Below are 16,271 nucleotides of genomic sequence, written 5' to 3' on the forward strand. Positions count from 1 at the left end.
AAATAATCATAGAAATTAGATTTTCTGTAATGTACATACCAGATTGTAATGACCACCAATAAAGTCGGTAGGGGCTTCAATTGACACGATGGTAAACTTATTCGCTACAAGAGCCTTTAATCTTTCTCGACTCGTACAATGTAAATCTACGTTCATAATGGGCGTATCCAATTCTAAATACTCTTCTTTTGTGAGAACCCCATCGTGATATAAATCGTTTAGCCATTGGGAATAGTCCGCTCTTTCTATGGCCATGGTTTCTCTGTTTAGACAGAGAATCCAGAAATCTGTCAACATGTTGACCAAAGGCTCCTTGCCCTTAACATTGGCCCGGAAAAAGTCTATGGCTTCTCGAGCAGAGGCAAAAGTCTTGCCATCACAAGAAAGGAGTCTAGTAATGATGTGTCCGCCTGGTTTAAGCATCCTGTGTACGTTGTCTAGAAAGGGGGGGTAGAGTTCTTGGGGCAGCATAATCATGGAACCATCGCCCAAAATTAGGTCGAAGGCTTCTGGTAAATCTGCTTCTAGCCAATCGCATTCTACAAAGGTTTCTTCTTTTGGAGGACTGCACAGCGGTGTCATTGCGGTAAATGAATTGGAATTGATATCCAGGCAGGCAAGAGGGCGGTTATACTTCCCTGCTAGCGTTCTGAGTTCTGGTGTACACCCGAGTAGACCCCACTCACCGGTTTGGTCATACTGCAGGCGCAGCAAACTGTTTTCATAAAGAGCTAACATTTCTTTGGATGGTCGTGCTGGTGGTATCATTGCTTTCCAAGAAGCTATGTACTCCGCATCAGACATATCGTAATAATCGCTCATCGGTTCACCTCTTTCATCATTTGAAATAGATACAACATATAATTATAACACCTGCATCTGCAGGATTCAGCCAAAAGTAGTGCTATTTTAGGGGAATGGATGCAAGCAGGTGCTTTTGCATGCTATAATAAAAAGACTTATCTTGTAAAAAAACAGGAAGCTGCCCTAGCCCCTATTGCTGTTGGATACTTGTTCATGGCAAGAAGGCAGAGACGGCTTCTACAAATGGTACTGCACTTCCCTTGCAAGCTCCCTAGCCGTTGAGGCATCCTTTAGCAGGCTGACTAGGGCTAGAGCAAAGTCCATGGCTGTACCGGGGCCCTTGGAGGTTACCAACTGGTCATCGACTACGACTGCTTGGTCGAGATGGATAGCTCCGGCAAGTTGTGACTCAAAACCAGGATAGCAGGTAGCTTTCCGGCCTTGTAAAAGGCCTAGGTTTCCTAGAATAGAGGGGGCAGCGCAAATAGCGGCTACCGGCAGGTTGTTGGCCATTCGGTAGGACAAGGCTTGCGTTAGTTGTTCATTTTTTTCAAGGTTTAGTGTGCCTGGCATACCACCCGGTAGGATGACTAAATCAGCTGCCGTGAGATTTGCCTGATGGATATTTATATCGCAGATTAGACTAATATTATGTGCTCCCGTGACCAGCTTTTCTTGGGGATCAAGGTGCACCGCGACAGTTTGCACAGTAAGATTGGTTCTTCTAAGAACGTCGGTAGGAAGGATGGCTTCAATTTCTTCAAAGCCAGGAGCCAACATACAGTAAATCATAAAAAACCTCCTGTTTGCCGATTGCATTGGGATGCCTAAGACAATCCAAAACAATCCTTTTCTTTATTATAGTGTAGCATAGATAACCTAGCCACTGTGCACTAACTCGTTGTTTGGTGGAAAACTTGCTTGGATAGAGGGAAATGAAAAGATGGCTTGCTTTGACTGGCGGGGGTAAGAGGAAAAAACACATCAAAATAAAACCAACTAGCATAACAAATATGGAAACAAAATGGAGGATTAGATGATTATTTTACATGTAACAGAGATGCTAACCAAGGTGGCGAATGGACCACGATTTTCAGTAACGGGACTGACTAGTGCCCTGAACCGGATTGAGGGTGTGGAAGCAGGTGTTCTTAATGTTGGGTCACACTGGAAATTAGACAAAGAGGAGACAGATCGTTACGATTTTCCGTTTTTTGCACGCTATGAAAGGTTTAATAGTCTGCCAGCACCCTTTAATCATCCAGACTTGATCGTCTTTCATGGGGTATATAAAAAACACTATCTATCTCTTTGGCAGGACCTTAGTGCGCAGGGGATTCCCTATGTGGTGACACCGCGGGTTAGTTTAACAAAACAGGCCCAGAGCCAGAAAGCCTGGAAGAAGCGACTGGCCAATAGATTGATTATGAATAGTTTTATCGGTCATGCGTCCGCAATACACTATTTGACCCCGGGAGAAATGGAAGCGTCTCTTCGAATTAATAATAAATATTTTATTGCTGGAAACGGCGTGCAGATACCAGAACTGCCAGTAGAGTCTAAGCGAGCAGGCAATCGGATGATTTTCATCGGGCGCTACGATATTCAGCATAAGGGGTTGGATGTCCTGATGCAGGCCATAAGCCATATTAAGGATGAACTACTTGCGCGTGGGCTGAGCATAGATTTATACGGATCAGGACGTAAGGTGCAACGGCTACTAGAACGTCAAGGAAAGGAAAAGGGCTTAGAAAACGTACTTAGCATCCATGGCCCCATATTTGCTAGCGAAAAAGAAGAAGCATTACAAGAAGCGGATCTATTTCTTGCGTGTTCAAGATTTGAGGGTCTTCCTATGGCCTTGTTGGAAGCCATGAGCCATGGCGTTTGCGTCCTGGCGACACCAGGCACCAATATGGCCCAGGAAGTAGAAGAAACCCAAAGCGGTTGGCAGGTAAACCTAGACTTCAAAGAGCTTGGTGCGGCTATTTTAAAAGCCTTTGAAGATAAGGAAGAACTAGCTAGAAGAGGACTGAATGCACGAAGGCTAGCAAGTGAAGAATATAACTGGGACCGGATAGCAGAATTAACCTTGGCTGAATACCAAAAACTATTACAAGAACGCACCGGGGCAGTGAAGTGATACCACGAACCCCAATCTTTATAGGAGGATGTGAACGTAGTGGAACGACGATGCTAGGTTCCTATCTAGGAAAACATCCTGCCCTCTTGGTAACCCCTGAGTCATTGTTCAAAACAGAGCTAATGCGACGCATGTCTCTACAGGGCGCGCTGGACACCCAGGCGACAGTAGCCTATCTACGCAGGAGCAAAGGCATACAACTGTGGGAAATACCACTAGATAAACTGGAATCCGCTCTACAAGAAGAAAAGGAAATTGGCTTTCAAAAGCTGATGGATCTCCTATTGGATTTATTCCAAGAAAATATGGGGTTTGAAGCCACAAGCTATTGGGTGGATCACACGCCCCACAACATGCGTCTTGGGATTCGGCTCAGCCAATTGTATCCAGAGGCAAAGTTTATCCATATTGTCCGCGATGGCCGGGGTGTAGCCTATTCATACCGTGGAGTCAATTGGGGTCCCTATGAGACATATTATTCAGCCAAAGACTGGGTATATAAGGTGGGATTTGGCTTGGCCTTGGCCCATCAGCTGGGTCCGAAACGGGTTCTATTGACCCGCTACGAGGATATTTTGGCTGAGCCAGCCAAGGAAATTTCTCGCATATGCTCATTTCTAGGTCTGGATTACGAAATACTCGCCGCTGGCCAAGAACGTTTCCAGGTTCCTTTTTACTCAAAGCAGCAACATGCCTTGGTGGGAAAGGGCCTGAAAAAAGAAAACAAGGACCGTTGGCGCAAGGGGCTATCCAAAAGAGACCTTCAAGTGTTTGAATCTGTGGCCATGGATTTTCTACCCAGCTTGGGCTATAGCCTTCTTTATGAAGACAATCCAATAAGAATAAGTCTTGGGTCAAAAATTATCTTTAGATGGAAAGAAGACGCAAGAAATATAGAAAAGCACTACAAGAAAAGAAAAATGGAGCGTAGGATACGTCGTGAGATGTCGAAGGCCCCAAGGAAAGATGAATAAGAGTATTCGACTGGCAGTAAGCTTACCTACAGCTATTGGGGAGGGTCTATTGGAATGACAAAGGACAATATTGCTCAATACGAAGATGACCTCATATCAGTGATTGTACCGGCCTTTAATGCGAGCTCTACCTTAGAGCGGAGCCTTCAGAGCATAAAGGATCAAAGCTATCCCCGGTGGGAAGCCTTGGTGGTGGATGATGCTTCTGAAGATGGCACCAAGGAGTTAATGCGCCACCTTCAAGCCAGAGAACCTAGAATCAGGACCATTTTTCTAGCAGAAAACCAAGGAGCGGCTGTGGCTAGAAACGAGGGGCTGAAACGGGCGAAAGGGCGTTATGTGGCTTTTTTGGATGCCGATGACTATTGGGATGAACAAAAATTGGAAAAGCAATTGGCCTTTATGCGCCAAAATGGGTATGGCTTTACCTATACCTGGTATACCAACATTTATGAAAATAAGGCGAAGGCGGATCGATTGATTAAGGCACCACCCTACCTAACCCTATCTAGTTCACTGAAAAACACAATCATTGGATGTTTGACGGTTATGATCGATCGAAAGCAGATTGGGGAATTTTACATGCCCGAAATTCGAAGTGGTCAAGACCACGTGACCTGGTGGAGAATCCTGGAACGAGGCCACATGGCATATGGCCTCCAAGAAAATCTAGCCAGCTACCGCATTGGGAACCGGCAAACACTCAGTTCCAATAAGTTGAAAACGGCCAAGAAACGTTGGTACAACTATCGCCATGTTATGGGATTTTCCTGGAGTAAGGCGGCCTACTATTTTTCCTGCTATGTCTACTACAGTTTACGAAAACATTATTTTTAAAGCAAAAGGATAGGAGGGGATATGTCCCTTCCTATCCTTTTTTGGTAATTTTATGCCATATTCCAATCATCATATTTTTTTCTTCTTGATTCACCATCGTGATATATATCTGGAAAGCATAGAGGAAAAGATATAAGATACTGACGAGGAGAATGCGATATAGGTAGTAAAAATCCATCCGGTTCATCAATAGATGCACTATGATGACCGAGCTGAGCATACTTGCAAGGATATAAAGATACTGTCTGGTAAAGGGCTGTACCCGCATATGGTGATAGAGAAACAAGAGATTCAATATGCTTGCCAGAGATATGGCGACCATGGTGGCAATTGCAGCGCCCACGATGCCATAGCGAGGAATCAGCAAGCCGTTCAGCACGATGTTGGAGCCCATAACCACAAGCTTGGTGTATAGACTATAGCGAGGATGGCCTGTCATGATGTTGATATGGTCTGCTGTTCCGGTCATGGCATTGACAATCTGTCCTAGACCGATGATTACCAGCACAGAGGAGCCCGCTACAAATTCTGGTCCGACCATCTGCATCAAGTCGGGGGCCAATAGCAAAATGATACCAAAAAACAAGAGATTGAAGACGGAGACCCACTTGGTAGAAAGAATGTATAACTCTTTTAGTTCATCCAGCTTATTTTTGTGGTACAGCTCAGAAATAACGGGGGGAATTGCAGTTATCAAGGAGGCATACGCAATGGTGGTCAAATCGGAAAACTGACGAGCCACCCGGTAGATGCCAACCTGGGACGAATTCATATAGTAACCAATCATGAATTTATCTATATTGCCTGAAATCAGGCCAACCATGCCGCTGAAAAGTAGTGGCATAGAAAAATACAAAAGACGTTTGGCCATGGCTTTTGAAAAGGAAAGAGGTCCTAGGATGCCATAGGCTTTTAGGCGCAAAAAGAGAAATACTAGCACACCGATTGTGTAGATATAGTACGGAATAATCAGACTATAGATGTTCTGGATTTGAAAGACCATGACAAAGACCAGCAAAAGTACCAACTTACTGATGGGCACGATGAGGTTTTTAACATAAAGCTGTTCTTTGATGCGCTTGCTTCCTCGGATTAGGCTCAACATATCGTTTTGCAAACCCAAAATCAGAATACTCGGTACAAGCAAAAGAAAATTGGTGCGGTATTCTGGATGGTTGAGGATATGAAGGGATATGCTTTCGGAAAAGAACAGGAGGAAAGCGATAATCACGATACTGGTAAAAACAGGGATCATAAGGACCAGGCTACTAATTTGGTGACGCTTAATCTGGTCATCCTTATAAAGAGGCATGAAATGAAGTGCACTGTTATTCAGGCCCAGCTTGGATAGACTTAGGAAAAAAGATATAAAGCTAACCAGATAGCTAAATTCTCCATAGATTTCAGCACCGAGAAGACGGCCGACAGCAAGAGCAAATATGAAGTTAATTATTCTACTACCACCATTTCCAATGGTAAGCAGCATGGATTTTTGGCCTACATGCTTGATCGATGAATTCATAGCGCCTCCTTGCTGAAACATTGAAATTATAACTGGCTTAATAATACCACGTAGCCTTTTAACTGCCTAGAGGCGCTGGGCTAAAGACATGGTACTTTAGGGCGATGAATGATATAATTTAATAGACATTTTTTTTTGATTAAATAATTCAATTCACCCAAGAGCAGCAGTATCTAGGAGGGACCATGGACAAGTCGCTGAGCATTATCATACCGTGTTACAACGAGATAGAAACGATTGAAGAAATTATCAAGAAAGTAAGAGAGGTAGAAATAGAGGACCAGGAGATTATCGTCGTGGACGATTGTTCGACGGATGGAACGAGGGATTTACTGGAGGGAAGACTAGGGCCTCAAATTGATAAGTTGGTCTTGCATGAGAAAAATAGGGGCAAAGGGGCTGCGCTTAGAAGCGGGTTTGCCCTTGCCTCTAAGCAGGTCGTAATTATCCAAGATGCAGATTTAGAATACAATCCAGACGAGTACTTGGTCGTTGCTGGCCCGATCTGGAAAGAGGAGCACAAGGTGGTTTACGGTTCTAGGTTTTTGCAAGGAGAAAAGTACGATAAGGCCTATCATATGAACATTTGGGCCAATACCGTGCTAACCAAACTGAGCAACGTTTTGACGCATCAGAAATTGAGCGATATGGAGACCTGCTATAAGGCCTTTAAACGGGACGTGATTCAATCCATCGTAATCGAGGAAGAACGATTCGGTTTTGAACCGGAAATTACAGCAAAAATATCGAAAATGGGCATTCCCATTCATGAGGTTCCCATCTCCTATTATCCAAGAACCAAGGAGGAAGGCAAAAAAATTGGAATCTCGGATGGCCTAAGAGCACTCTATTGCATCTTGAGGTACCGCTAGCGATGTGGGCAGGGGATAAAATAAGCAGACAATTCACGTCCTACCTGTTTGTGGGGGGCGGAGCGGCACTAGTAGAGTGGGGCACCTTTGCCTTGCTGTATCTTTGCCTTGCGCTTCACTATATTGGGGCAACCGTCATCGCCTTTATATTGGCAACCTTGGTTAATTTTGTGCTGGGTAAGAAAATAACCTTTCGAAAAACGCAATGCAAGATGCCAGCCCATCAAGAGCTGACGGCAGTCTTTTTAATCAGTGCAGTGGGATTGGTATGGAATATGTTTTTCATGTTTACGCTGGTGACCTTGTTAGGCTGGCCAGGAATGATGTCCAAAGTGATGGCAACTGGGCTGGTGTTAGTCTGGAATTTCTTAATGCGCAAACTATTTTTATATAAAATTTGAACGCGGAAGAAGGGAATTATGGTGGCAAAACGAATTCTAGTAGCTGGGGGTGCTGGCTTTATAGGCTCTCACCTATGCGAAAGATTGCTGAAGTCGGGACACGTCGTACTGTGCTTGGATAATTTTCGGACGGGTAGTCCTGAAAATCTTTCCAGCTTGTTGAATAAGGAACACTTTACACTAGTGAAACACGATGTTATGGAGCCTTTTGACTGGGATTGCGATGAGATATATAACCTTGCTTGTCCAGCGAGTCCGGTTCATTACCAAAAGGACCCCATAGATACCATGAAGACCAGCTTTTTAGGAGCCTGCCACTTGTTGGAACTGGCGCGAAAGCAAAAGGCAAAGATCCTACAATGCAGCACCAGCGAGATATATGGTGACCCAGACGTACATCCTCAAAAGGAAAGTTACTATGGCAACGTAAATCCGCATGGTATTCGCTCCTGCTATGACGAGGGAAAACGGGCAGCGGAGACCTTGTTCTTTGATTATTACCGAAAGCATAAAATTCAGATTAAGGTGATTCGCATATTCAACACCTACGGAACTAGAATGGCTCTAAACGATGGTCGAGTGGTTTCCAACTTTATCCTTCAGGCGCTACGTAAGGAGGATATCACCATCTACGGGGACGGAAGCCAAACCAGGAGCTTTTGCTATGTAGACGATATGATTGAGGCCATGATTCGCATGATGCATAGTGATGATACCGTGACCGGCCCCATCAACCTTGGAAGACCGGAGGAAGTTACCATGCTTGAATTGGCGCACAAGGTGCTTGCGATTACGAATAGTCCCTCTAAGTTGGTTTTCCGAGAACTACCCTCCGACGATCCGGCAAAGCGCTGCCCGGATATTGGTCTGGCACGAGACATCCTAGACTGGGAACCCACTACTTCGCTGGACAAGGGACTTCGTGAAACGGTGTCCTTTTTTAGAAATCAACTTGAAGGAGAAACTTCTTGATGAGAAAATCCAAGAACAAGGCGGTCACTTGGTTCGACCAGTCCATGAACTGGATGGGGATTTTCACCCTTGCTCTTGCCTTTGTCCTGCTCTTTTTGCTGTACCATACAGGACGATCGCTCTGGCTAGATGAAGCCTTTTTGGCTTACTCTGTGAGTAAGCGCTCCCTACTTGACCTAGCGAAAACAGTTCTAGACAGAAACCAGACCGCGCCCATACTCTATCTCTATATCGTAAAAATAATCACGGTCTTATTTGGTAATTCTGAATTTACCCTACGGATTTTTTCGGCCATCAGCTATGTGGGCCTCCTTGCGTGTGCCTACTATCTTTTGGGCAGGGTATATAAAATAGTCAGCCCCATGCTCGGCGTAGGCTTTATCGCAACCATGAGCGGACTACTCTATTACGCCAATGAATTCAAGCCCTACATGAGTGACTGCTTCTGTATCTTCTTGGTCCTTGTTCTCTATGACTTGTACGATAGAAAGATTCTAAAACAAGCTGTCTTTGTGGTTCTATCCATGCTCTTAGTGTGGGCCTCAAGCCCCGTCATATTCTTTTTAGCAGCTGTCTATGGCTACAACTTTGTGCAAGCGCTAAAAACTAGGAAGGTTGAAAAAATACGAAAGGCCATCCTAAGCGGGGGCTTGGTGCTGGTTAGTTTTCTCGTGAATTATTGGTATTGGCTGAGACCCGTAGCCCTAAGTCCCTTCATGACCAGCTATTGGGAGGAATCCGTCTTTCCGCTTTGGATTACCAGCCTAGCCGACCTAAAAAGATTGATCTTTTTGATGCAGGAATTCAGCGCTAGCTTTTGTTATGGGGCCCTGCTTATTTACGCTCTTGCTTGTGTGGGCGCAGTCGCCTCCATCCTTAAACGAGAAAAGCAGACAATCATCATCTTGTTGGGTGTTGTATTAACTCTATTTGCTTCCTCAATCGGGAAATATCCCTTCAATAGCAGACTCGTACTCTTCTTCTATCCCGTATTGGGCTTGCTGACCTTTTTAGGCATAGAGGCCTTGACTTCTAATCTAGATAAGGCCAAAAAAAGCCTTTCACTAATCTTGACCCTCATGGTTCTTTTTACCAACTACGCCTCAATTGGTTACCTTGTCGAACACAATAGATATCGTGCATACAATGAAGCCAACAGCCTAATAGACTATGTCCAAGAAGAAATCAGAGATGGCGAAAAGCTATATGTTTCGGCACCTGCAAGTTCCGTATTTCTCTACCGCAATGGCTACGATGAAAAGCAGATCGGCAAGCAGACAGACCCGACAACAGCAAATGTAATCATAGGCAGGCAATGGGACATGTTGAGCGCAGCTGGCCAGACTGAGATTCAAAGTCTGTTAGAAGAAGACCTTTATCTATTGTTTACCATGAATAGACCAAAACCGACCAAACAAGTCTTGCGTCCGCTGGGGGAAAATGGCTATCTAGAACTAATTCGGATGGATCACCAAACGCCGCTATATTACTGTAGTCAGGCAACCCAAGACGTTAAATCCAGGGCCATGCTGGAGCTGCGAGACCAGAAAAGTCTATCCAATGGCCTTCAGCTTACCTTTGCTGTTACCGCAGGCCCGAAGGCCTATTTGAAACATGAAATGGGTCAGAAGATTAGCCTTGCTGTGAAAGAATATCCTGAACTGGTATTTGAACTTACGCCAAAGACAATCGCACCAGGAGAAACCATTGAACAAACGATCGTACTGGATTGGCCAGGGGAGGCAAAGCAAGTGAGTGTTTCCTTGCGGAGTGAATCTTTTTGGTTTGATGAACTGAAAATGGAGCCGGTAGTCGTGCAAAGAGAACCCTTGAAGTAAGGTGGGAGCACTATGAGAATCATCATTACAGGAAGCAAAGGCCAGTTGGGAAGACAGATGTATGAAAGCTTGAAGCATACACATCAGGTGCTGGCCTTGTCGAAACAAGACCTAGATATCGGGAAAACAAAGGAGCTAGAGCGCCTGGTGAGGGACTATGCGCCCCAGGTGCTAATCAACACGGCCGCATATACAAGGGTAGATGAAGCAGAAAAACAAGCCGATTTAGCCTACTATGTCAATGCCAAGGCGCCAAAAGCCATGGCCGGCATCTGTGCGGCACGAGATATCCTGTTGCTTCATTACTCGACAGACTATGTATTTGGTGGAGACCAGAAGGTGCCCTATGGGGAACTAGATAATCCAGCACCACTAAATCTATATGGTAGAAGTAAAAGAGAGGGTGAGCGCGCAGTGCTTGACTATCCTCGGAGTCTGGTATTACGGTCTAGTTGGCTGTATGGAGAGGGTAACAACTTTCTTAGGACTATGTTGAACTTGGCCCGGAAGGCAAAACCCATTCGGGTGGTAAGTGATCAAATTGGCAGTCCTACTTCGGTTACCGAACTATCCTTGGTGAGCAACTTCCTACTAGAGCAGTATGATTCAGGTGAACTAGATAGAAGATCTGCATACGGTCTCTACCATGCGAGCTGCCAGGGGCAAACAAGCTGGTATGGTTTTGCCCAAAAAATCTTTGAACTTGCGGGAAAAACGGTAGATCTAGAAGCCATCTTGACTAGTGAGTATCCTACCCTGGCTAAACGGCCAAGCTACTCGGTGCTCCAAAACAACCGTTTGGAAACAGTGTGGAACTACCATATGCAAGGCTGGGAAAAAGCCTTGCTTGCATTTATGCAAGAAGGGAGTCAAGAATGAAAGGTATTGTACTGGCAGGAGGGAAGGGAAGCAGACTATATCCCATGACCTATGGTCTATCCAAGCAGCTCTTGCCCATTTATGATAAGCCGATGGTTTACTATCCTCTTTCCCTTTTACTGTTGGCTGGTATTCGAGATATTCTAATGATTACCACCGAAAGAGACCAAGAAGCCTTTCAGCGCATGTTGGGAGATGGAAGCCAATGGGGAATCAAGCTTTCATACTGCGTGCAAGAAGAACCACGGGGAATAGCAGAAGCATTTCTATTGGGTGAAGAATTCATTGGAAAGGATGCCGTGGCACTCGTGCTAGGCGATAATATTTTCTATGGCAGTGGCTTTTCGGATCTGCTTTTGGAAGTCAGCCAAAAAAATAGGGGCGCCACCATATTTGGATATTATGTGAGCAACCCAGAGCGCTACGGTGTGGTGGAATTTGACGAGCAAAAGAAGGTCAAATCCATCGTTGAAAAACCAGAAAAACCGAAATCACAGTATGCCGTACCGGGTTTATACTTCTATGATAGCGAAGTGGTGACGATTGCCAAAAAGATGAAACCGTCAGACAGGGGTGAATTAGAGATTACGGCCATCAACCAAGCCTATCTGGAAAAAGGTGAGTTGGAGGTGGTGCTTCTCGGTAGAGGGATGGCTTGGCTGGATACGGGTACTTGCGACAGTCTAATGGATGCGAGCAACTATGTGGCTACCGTACAAAAAAGGCAGGGGCAGATGATTGCCTGCCTAGAGGAAATCGCCTATGCGAAAAAATATATCGATAAGGAAGGGCTAATCAAACAGATGGATAAGATGCAGGGTACGGAATATGCCCTTTATTTGAAAAAGTTGTGTGAGGAGTAGGGGTGCCAAAATGAACAATTTTACAATAAGGGAAGGCTCAATAGAAGGCCTAAAAATCATTGAAGGCAAGAAGCATATGGATGCCAGAGGTTACTTTACAGAGATTTACCGAAAAGACAGTTTCGCAGAACTTGGCTTTTGTGCTGACTTGTGTCAAAGCAACCTATCTTTTTCAGAGAAAGGTGTAGTTCGGGGCATGCACTACCAGAAAAAACATGCTCAAGGGAAACTGGTCAGGGTCTTACAGGGAGCCATCTATGATGTGGCTGTGGATTTAAGAAAGGAATCGGAAAGCTTTGGAAGTTGGGAGGGCATCCTGCTGACGGAGGATAATTCGTATCAATTCTATGTGCCTGAGGGATTTGCCCACGGTTTTCTTTCGCTTTCAGATGAAACGATGGTTCTCTACCATTGCACAGATGTTTATTGTCCTGGCGAGGAGAGCGGTATTCACTGGCAGGACCCAGGGCTTGCCATAGACTGGCCTCTAGCCGGGATTGATAGAGTCTTGCTGTCGGATAAGGATGCAAAATTACCCAGCCTTGCATCGATGCTTGAAACAGAGGGGTTCTAATTATGAGAAACATGTTGGTGACTGGTGGTGCAGGCTTTATCGGGAGCAACTTTATCCACCATATCCTTGAGGAATATAGGGAGGTCCGCGTCGTGAATCTAGATTGCCTCACCTATGCCGGAAATTTGGACAATCTTGCGGGGCTAGAAAAGGATGAACGATACGAGTTTGTGCAGGAGAATATCCTAAATGCACCTGCTGTTGAAAAGATCCTCCGAGAATATGAAATTAACCAGGTAATTCATTTTGCCGCGGAATCTCATGTAGACAGGAGTATTGACAACCCCTCTCAATTCATCAAGACCAACGTGGAAGGAACCATGAGCATGCTGAACAGCTGTATGCAGGTTTGGCAGACCGGCCAGGATGAAGATGGCTACCCCCGCTACCAAGAAGGAGTTCGCTATCTGCAGGTTTCGACCGACGAAGTCTATGGAGCCTTGGGTCCTTGCGGCGTGTTCACAGAAGCCTCCCCGATTGCCCCCAATAGCCCCTATGCTGCCAGCAAAGCCAGTGCGGACCTCTTGGTGGCGGCCTATGCTAAAACCTATCATTTTCCCATGAACATCACCCGGTGTTCGAATAACTATGGGCCACGGCAACATGAGGAAAAACTGATTCCCCTCATGATTGGGAGAGCCCTAGCTGGCCTCCCCCTACCCCTATATGGTAGGGGAGAACAGATTCGGGATTGGATCCATGTCCGCGACCACTGCCGGGCTCTGGATTTGGTTTTAAGACAAGGCCTTTTGGGTGAGGTATACAATATAGGTGGAGAAAATGAATGCGCAAACATCAAGTTGGTAGAACGTTTGCTCTGCCTTTTGGGGGTAAAAAAAGACTGTATCCAGTTTGTAAGTGATCGCCTGGGGCATGATTTTCGCTATGCCATAGGCAATGGCAAGATAAAGGCACTGGGACACGCCAATACCGTAGACTTTGACCGAGGACTGGAAGAAACCATCGAATGGTATAGACAAAATGTGAGACACTAGCCGGTTAGGAGACTTTATGATACCAGATCTATCAATATCTTTTTTGGTTTTTAACAATGAAACAATCCTATACGATAATTTATGGAATCTAGTGGAGGCGCTACCGAGTGCGCTTTCCTGCCATTTGTATGTCATAGACAACCATTCCAAAGATAATTCCTGGCAGGAGATGGAACGCTTCCAAGCAGATTTTGAGGTAAACAAGGCAGACTATGGGCATGTGTTTTTAGAGTTGGTGGCCAATACCAAGAATGTAGGCTTTGGTAGAGGTCACAATCTACTGTTGAAAAAACTGAAATCGAACTACCATCTGGTGATGAATCCAGATATCCGCCTAGAGGGAAAAGAACAGTTGGCCTCGATGATTTTCTTTATGGAGCAAGAGCCAGAAATTGGTCTATTGGTTCCGAAACTGAAGAATATGGATGGCAGCTGCCAATGCCTGTGTAAAAGAAATCCCACACTCTTGGATTTGATGATTCGGCGCCTGCCCCTAGCCTTCTTACGAGCAAGACAAGAGGCCTATGTCATGATGGAGTCAGGATATGACCAAACCATGGACATCGAATATGCATCCGGTTGTTTTATGTTGTTTAGGACAGAATGCTTTCAGTTGGTGGAGGGCTTTGATGAACGTTTTTTCCTATATCTAGAAGATGCCGATATTTCGCGCCGCATCAAGCAAGCATCGAGGGTGGTCTTTTATCCGCATGCCCAGGTGACGCATGGATGGTACCGGGGAACCTACCGCAGTCCCAAGCTGTTTTTCATCAACATACTTTCAATTTTTAAATACTTTAACAAATGGGGGTGGAAGTTGTGGTAGAAAACAATTGTCCGCTTGTGAGCCTAGTCCTTGCTTGCTATCATCCCCAAACGGCCTATTTGGTGAAACAATTGCAGAGCCTAGATAGGCAGACCTATTCGAATTTAGAACTGGTGGTAGTGGATGACAGTGCATCCGATGAAGCCTATGAGACAATCCAAAGACTTTTAGAGGAACAGATCACGTCCTTTCCCTACCGCCTATTTAGAAATGAATTGAACCGGGGAAGCACCAAAAGCTTTGAGTCGGCCCTTCTTCACGCAAAGGGAAGTTATATATCCTTTTGTGACCAAGACGATGATTGGTATCCAGAAAAGACAAAAAAATTGCTGCAGGCCATCTGCAAGGACAAGGCCTTGCTGGCTTATTCCGATATGCACATCATGGATGGAAATGACCATATTACCCATTTATCTGCACACCAAAAGAATCGCCGGATCAGCTCGGTCCAGGGAGCTGGCTTGTTTCCCTTTTTTCTCCAAAGAAATGCGGTTACCGGGTGCAGCATGATGGTGGAAAGAAAGCTGGCCCTTCTGGCCATACCCTTTGCGGAACAATTCTACTACCACGACCATTGGCTAGCCCTATTTGCAGCTTCTAAGGGGAAAATCAGCTATGTCAACCAGGCACTCCTTGCTTACCGGATCCATGGCGAAAACCAAGTAGGCTTGCGTATCTTGGACAAGATCAAGACAAAAGAGGACTATTGTCGAAAATTAGAGAAGAGTATTGAGCGGATGGACTTTTTGCTGCAGGTCTTTAATGAAGAGGAGTCTGCCATCCAAAGTCAAAAAGAGAACCTAAAGACCAGGCTATTTGCTTTTCAAAATGGGCCTTGGGGGGTCCTCTTCACCAAGCGGAACGTATATGGCGAGGACTGGCTATTATGGTGTTTTGAAAGCATATATGCCATTTTGCCCGCCGGCATGGCTCGGGTCATGCTGTCCTTGGTTCGCAGAATTTAATAGGGGAGCACAGCTTATGAATGGGTTAAAAAAACAAGTAGACAATTTCATGGACCATCGATATCTCTTTTATCTGTTGACCATGCGTGATGTGAAAAAAAAATACAAGAATTCTTATCTAGGAATCCTTTGGAGCCTATTGAGTCCACTCCTAGATATGGTCATTCTATCCATCGTATTCTCCTCCTTGCTAAAAAGAAACGTGAGCAATTATCCAGTCTACTTGTTGACGGGTCGCTTGCTGTTTCAGTTTTTCACGATGGGTTCTTCGGTGGCCCTGATGTCGATCATATCGAGTGCCCCCTTGATTAAGAAAATCTATGTACCCAAGTATATTCTTACTTTGTCGCGAATATGTTCAAACTACATTTTTTTTCTAATTTCTCTTTTGGATCTAGGATTGATTATGCTTGTAACCAGACATCCGGTGAATATAAACATTCTATGGAGCATTCCCTATATGTTGCTTATTTTCCTCTTTACGACGGGAGTGGGGATGATTTTAGCCGCCATTGCAGTCTATTTTAGGGATATGGAGCACATCTACAAGGTGTTTACCAATGCCCTATATTTTGCCAGTGCCATCATTTATCCACCCGAAATCGTACCGGAAAAATACCAATTTATTCTGCAATGGAATCCGGTATTTCATTTTTTACAGGGATTTCGGCGCGTGGCCTACTATGGGCTGGCACCGGAGCCTAGAAATCTCTTGCTATGTACAGTCTTGGCACTTGTAAGTTTGATTTTGGGAGTCTTGTATTTTAAAAAGAAACAGGATGATTTTATCTTGTATCTCTAAGGAG

17 protein-coding genes are annotated in these 16,271 nt (G+C 45.0%); 14 read left to right on the top strand and 3 right to left on the bottom strand.

Features of this window, described 5'->3' with window-relative positions:
* Positions 1-15: 15 nt before the first annotated feature.
* Together JR334_11340 and JR334_11345 are read right to left on the bottom strand one after the other, a co-directional pair.
* Positions 16-822, bottom strand: a complete 807-nt coding sequence (locus JR334_11340; protein QRN85524.1) for a class I SAM-dependent methyltransferase — start codon at positions 820-822, stop codon at positions 16-18.
* 219 nt (positions 823-1,041) lie between these two features.
* On the bottom strand, positions 1,042-1,596 hold the full coding sequence (locus JR334_11345; GenBank protein ID QRN85525.1) for a DJ-1/PfpI family protein: 555 nt from the start codon (positions 1,594-1,596) through the stop codon (positions 1,042-1,044).
* A 244-nt stretch (positions 1,597-1,840) separates the two neighbouring features.
* On the opposite strand from JR334_11345, the gene JR334_11350 reads away from it, so the two are divergent.
* From JR334_11350 to JR334_11360, 3 genes are read left to right on the top strand one after another with little or no spacing between them, the layout of a single operon-like run.
* Positions 1,841-2,947: a glycosyltransferase gene (locus tag JR334_11350; GenBank protein ID QRN85526.1), complete on the top strand. Its 1,107-nt coding sequence runs from the start codon at positions 1,841-1,843 to the stop codon at positions 2,945-2,947.
* Positions 2,944-3,921: a sulfotransferase gene (locus JR334_11355; GenBank protein ID QRN85527.1), complete on the top strand. Its 978-nt coding sequence runs from the start codon at positions 2,944-2,946 to the stop codon at positions 3,919-3,921. Before JR334_11350 ends, JR334_11355 begins: the two co-directional genes overlap by 4 nt.
* A 54-nt stretch (positions 3,922-3,975) precedes the next feature.
* Positions 3,976-4,758 carry a glycosyltransferase family 2 protein gene (locus JR334_11360; GenBank protein QRN85528.1) on the top strand — a complete coding sequence of 261 codons (783 nt, stop codon included), beginning with the start codon at positions 3,976-3,978 and terminating at the stop codon, positions 4,756-4,758.
* A gap of 31 nt (positions 4,759-4,789) precedes the next feature.
* Here the strand turns inward: JR334_11360 and JR334_11365 are convergent, their stop codons facing one another.
* Positions 4,790-6,280 (bottom strand): flippase, encoded by a 1,491-nt coding sequence (locus JR334_11365; GenBank protein QRN85529.1) that lies wholly within the window; start codon positions 6,278-6,280, stop codon positions 4,790-4,792.
* Positions 6,281-6,465: 185 nt separating this feature from the next.
* Between JR334_11365 and JR334_11370 the strand changes: the two genes are divergently transcribed.
* Genes JR334_11370 through JR334_11420 form a run of 11 tightly spaced genes read left to right on the top strand, consistent with a single transcriptional unit; the run spans position 6,466 to position 16,267 of the window.
* Complete coding sequence (locus JR334_11370; protein QRN85530.1) at positions 6,466-7,152, top strand: glycosyltransferase family 2 protein; 687 nt, start codon at positions 6,466-6,468, stop codon at positions 7,150-7,152.
* A complete protein-coding gene (locus tag JR334_11375) occupies positions 7,131-7,553 on the top strand; it encodes a GtrA family protein (protein ID QRN85531.1) in 423 nt (140 codons plus the stop codon). The genes JR334_11370 and JR334_11375 overlap by 22 nt, the downstream gene beginning before the upstream one ends.
* Positions 7,554-7,571: 18 nt before the next feature.
* Positions 7,572-8,525, top strand: a complete 954-nt coding sequence (locus tag JR334_11380; GenBank protein QRN85532.1) for an SDR family oxidoreductase — start codon at positions 7,572-7,574, stop codon at positions 8,523-8,525.
* Entirely contained in the window at positions 8,525-10,363 is a 1,839-nt protein-coding gene (locus JR334_11385; GenBank protein QRN85533.1) for a glycosyltransferase family 39 protein, read from the top strand. Before JR334_11380 ends, JR334_11385 begins: the two co-directional genes overlap by 1 nt.
* A 12-nt stretch (positions 10,364-10,375) precedes the next feature.
* A complete protein-coding gene (gene rfbD, locus JR334_11390) occupies positions 10,376-11,242 on the top strand; it encodes a dTDP-4-dehydrorhamnose reductase (protein ID QRN85534.1) in 867 nt (288 codons plus the stop codon).
* Positions 11,239-12,105, top strand: a complete 867-nt coding sequence (gene rfbA / locus JR334_11395; GenBank protein QRN85535.1) for a glucose-1-phosphate thymidylyltransferase RfbA — start codon at positions 11,239-11,241, stop codon at positions 12,103-12,105. The genes rfbD and rfbA overlap by 4 nt, the downstream gene beginning before the upstream one ends.
* Positions 12,106-12,115: 10 nt before the next feature.
* Positions 12,116-12,679: a dTDP-4-dehydrorhamnose 3,5-epimerase gene (rfbC, locus tag JR334_11400; protein QRN85536.1), complete on the top strand. Its 564-nt coding sequence runs from the start codon at positions 12,116-12,118 to the stop codon at positions 12,677-12,679.
* Between the two features lie 2 nt (positions 12,680-12,681).
* Positions 12,682-13,674 carry a dTDP-glucose 4,6-dehydratase gene (gene rfbB, locus JR334_11405; GenBank protein ID QRN85537.1) on the top strand — a complete coding sequence of 331 codons (993 nt, stop codon included), beginning with the start codon at positions 12,682-12,684 and terminating at the stop codon, positions 13,672-13,674.
* 16 nt (positions 13,675-13,690) lie between these two features.
* Entirely contained in the window at positions 13,691-14,500 is an 810-nt protein-coding gene (locus tag JR334_11410; GenBank protein QRN85538.1) for a glycosyltransferase family 2 protein, read from the top strand.
* Positions 14,494-15,465 (top strand): glycosyltransferase, encoded by a 972-nt coding sequence (locus tag JR334_11415; protein ID QRN85539.1) that lies wholly within the window; start codon positions 14,494-14,496, stop codon positions 15,463-15,465. The genes JR334_11410 and JR334_11415 overlap by 7 nt, the downstream gene beginning before the upstream one ends.
* A 16-nt stretch (positions 15,466-15,481) precedes the next feature.
* Entirely contained in the window at positions 15,482-16,267 is a 786-nt protein-coding gene (locus tag JR334_11420) for an ABC transporter permease (GenBank protein ID QRN85540.1), read from the top strand.
* Positions 16,268-16,271 lie beyond the last annotated feature (4 nt).

It is taken from the genome of Clostridia bacterium, from assembly GCA_016887505.1.
In the GTDB taxonomy this organism is placed as follows: domain Bacteria; phylum Bacillota; class TC1; order TC1; family UBA5767; genus UBA5767.

Excerpts from the sequence above, each read along its gene's own strand:
- JR334_11420 (QRN85540.1), top strand. The coding sequence starts at position 15,482 with ATGAATGGGTTAAAAAAACAAGTAGACAATTTCATGGACCATCGATAT.
- JR334_11370 (QRN85530.1), top strand. The coding sequence starts at position 6,466 with ATGGACAAGTCGCTGAGCATTATCATACCGTGTTACAACGAGATAGAA.
- JR334_11410 (QRN85538.1), top strand. The coding sequence starts at position 13,691 with ATGATACCAGATCTATCAATATCTTTTTTGGTTTTTAACAATGAAACA.
- JR334_11350 (QRN85526.1), top strand. The coding sequence starts at position 1,841 with ATGATTATTTTACATGTAACAGAGATGCTAACCAAGGTGGCGAATGGA.
- rfbD (QRN85534.1), top strand. The coding sequence starts at position 10,376 with ATGAGAATCATCATTACAGGAAGCAAAGGCCAGTTGGGAAGACAGATG.
- JR334_11385 (QRN85533.1), top strand. The coding sequence starts at position 8,525 with ATGAGAAAATCCAAGAACAAGGCGGTCACTTGGTTCGACCAGTCCATG.
- JR334_11345 (QRN85525.1), bottom strand. The coding sequence starts at position 1,596 with ATGATTTACTGTATGTTGGCTCCTGGCTTTGAAGAAATTGAAGCCATC.
- JR334_11360 (QRN85528.1), top strand. The coding sequence starts at position 3,976 with ATGACAAAGGACAATATTGCTCAATACGAAGATGACCTCATATCAGTG.
- JR334_11340 (QRN85524.1), bottom strand. The coding sequence starts at position 822 with ATGAGCGATTATTACGATATGTCTGATGCGGAGTACATAGCTTCTTGG.
- JR334_11380 (QRN85532.1), top strand. The coding sequence starts at position 7,572 with ATGGTGGCAAAACGAATTCTAGTAGCTGGGGGTGCTGGCTTTATAGGC.
- rfbA (QRN85535.1), top strand. The coding sequence starts at position 11,239 with ATGAAAGGTATTGTACTGGCAGGAGGGAAGGGAAGCAGACTATATCCC.
- JR334_11365 (QRN85529.1), bottom strand. The coding sequence starts at position 6,280 with ATGAATTCATCGATCAAGCATGTAGGCCAAAAATCCATGCTGCTTACC.
- rfbC (QRN85536.1), top strand. The coding sequence starts at position 12,116 with ATGAACAATTTTACAATAAGGGAAGGCTCAATAGAAGGCCTAAAAATC.
- rfbB (QRN85537.1), top strand. The coding sequence starts at position 12,682 with ATGAGAAACATGTTGGTGACTGGTGGTGCAGGCTTTATCGGGAGCAAC.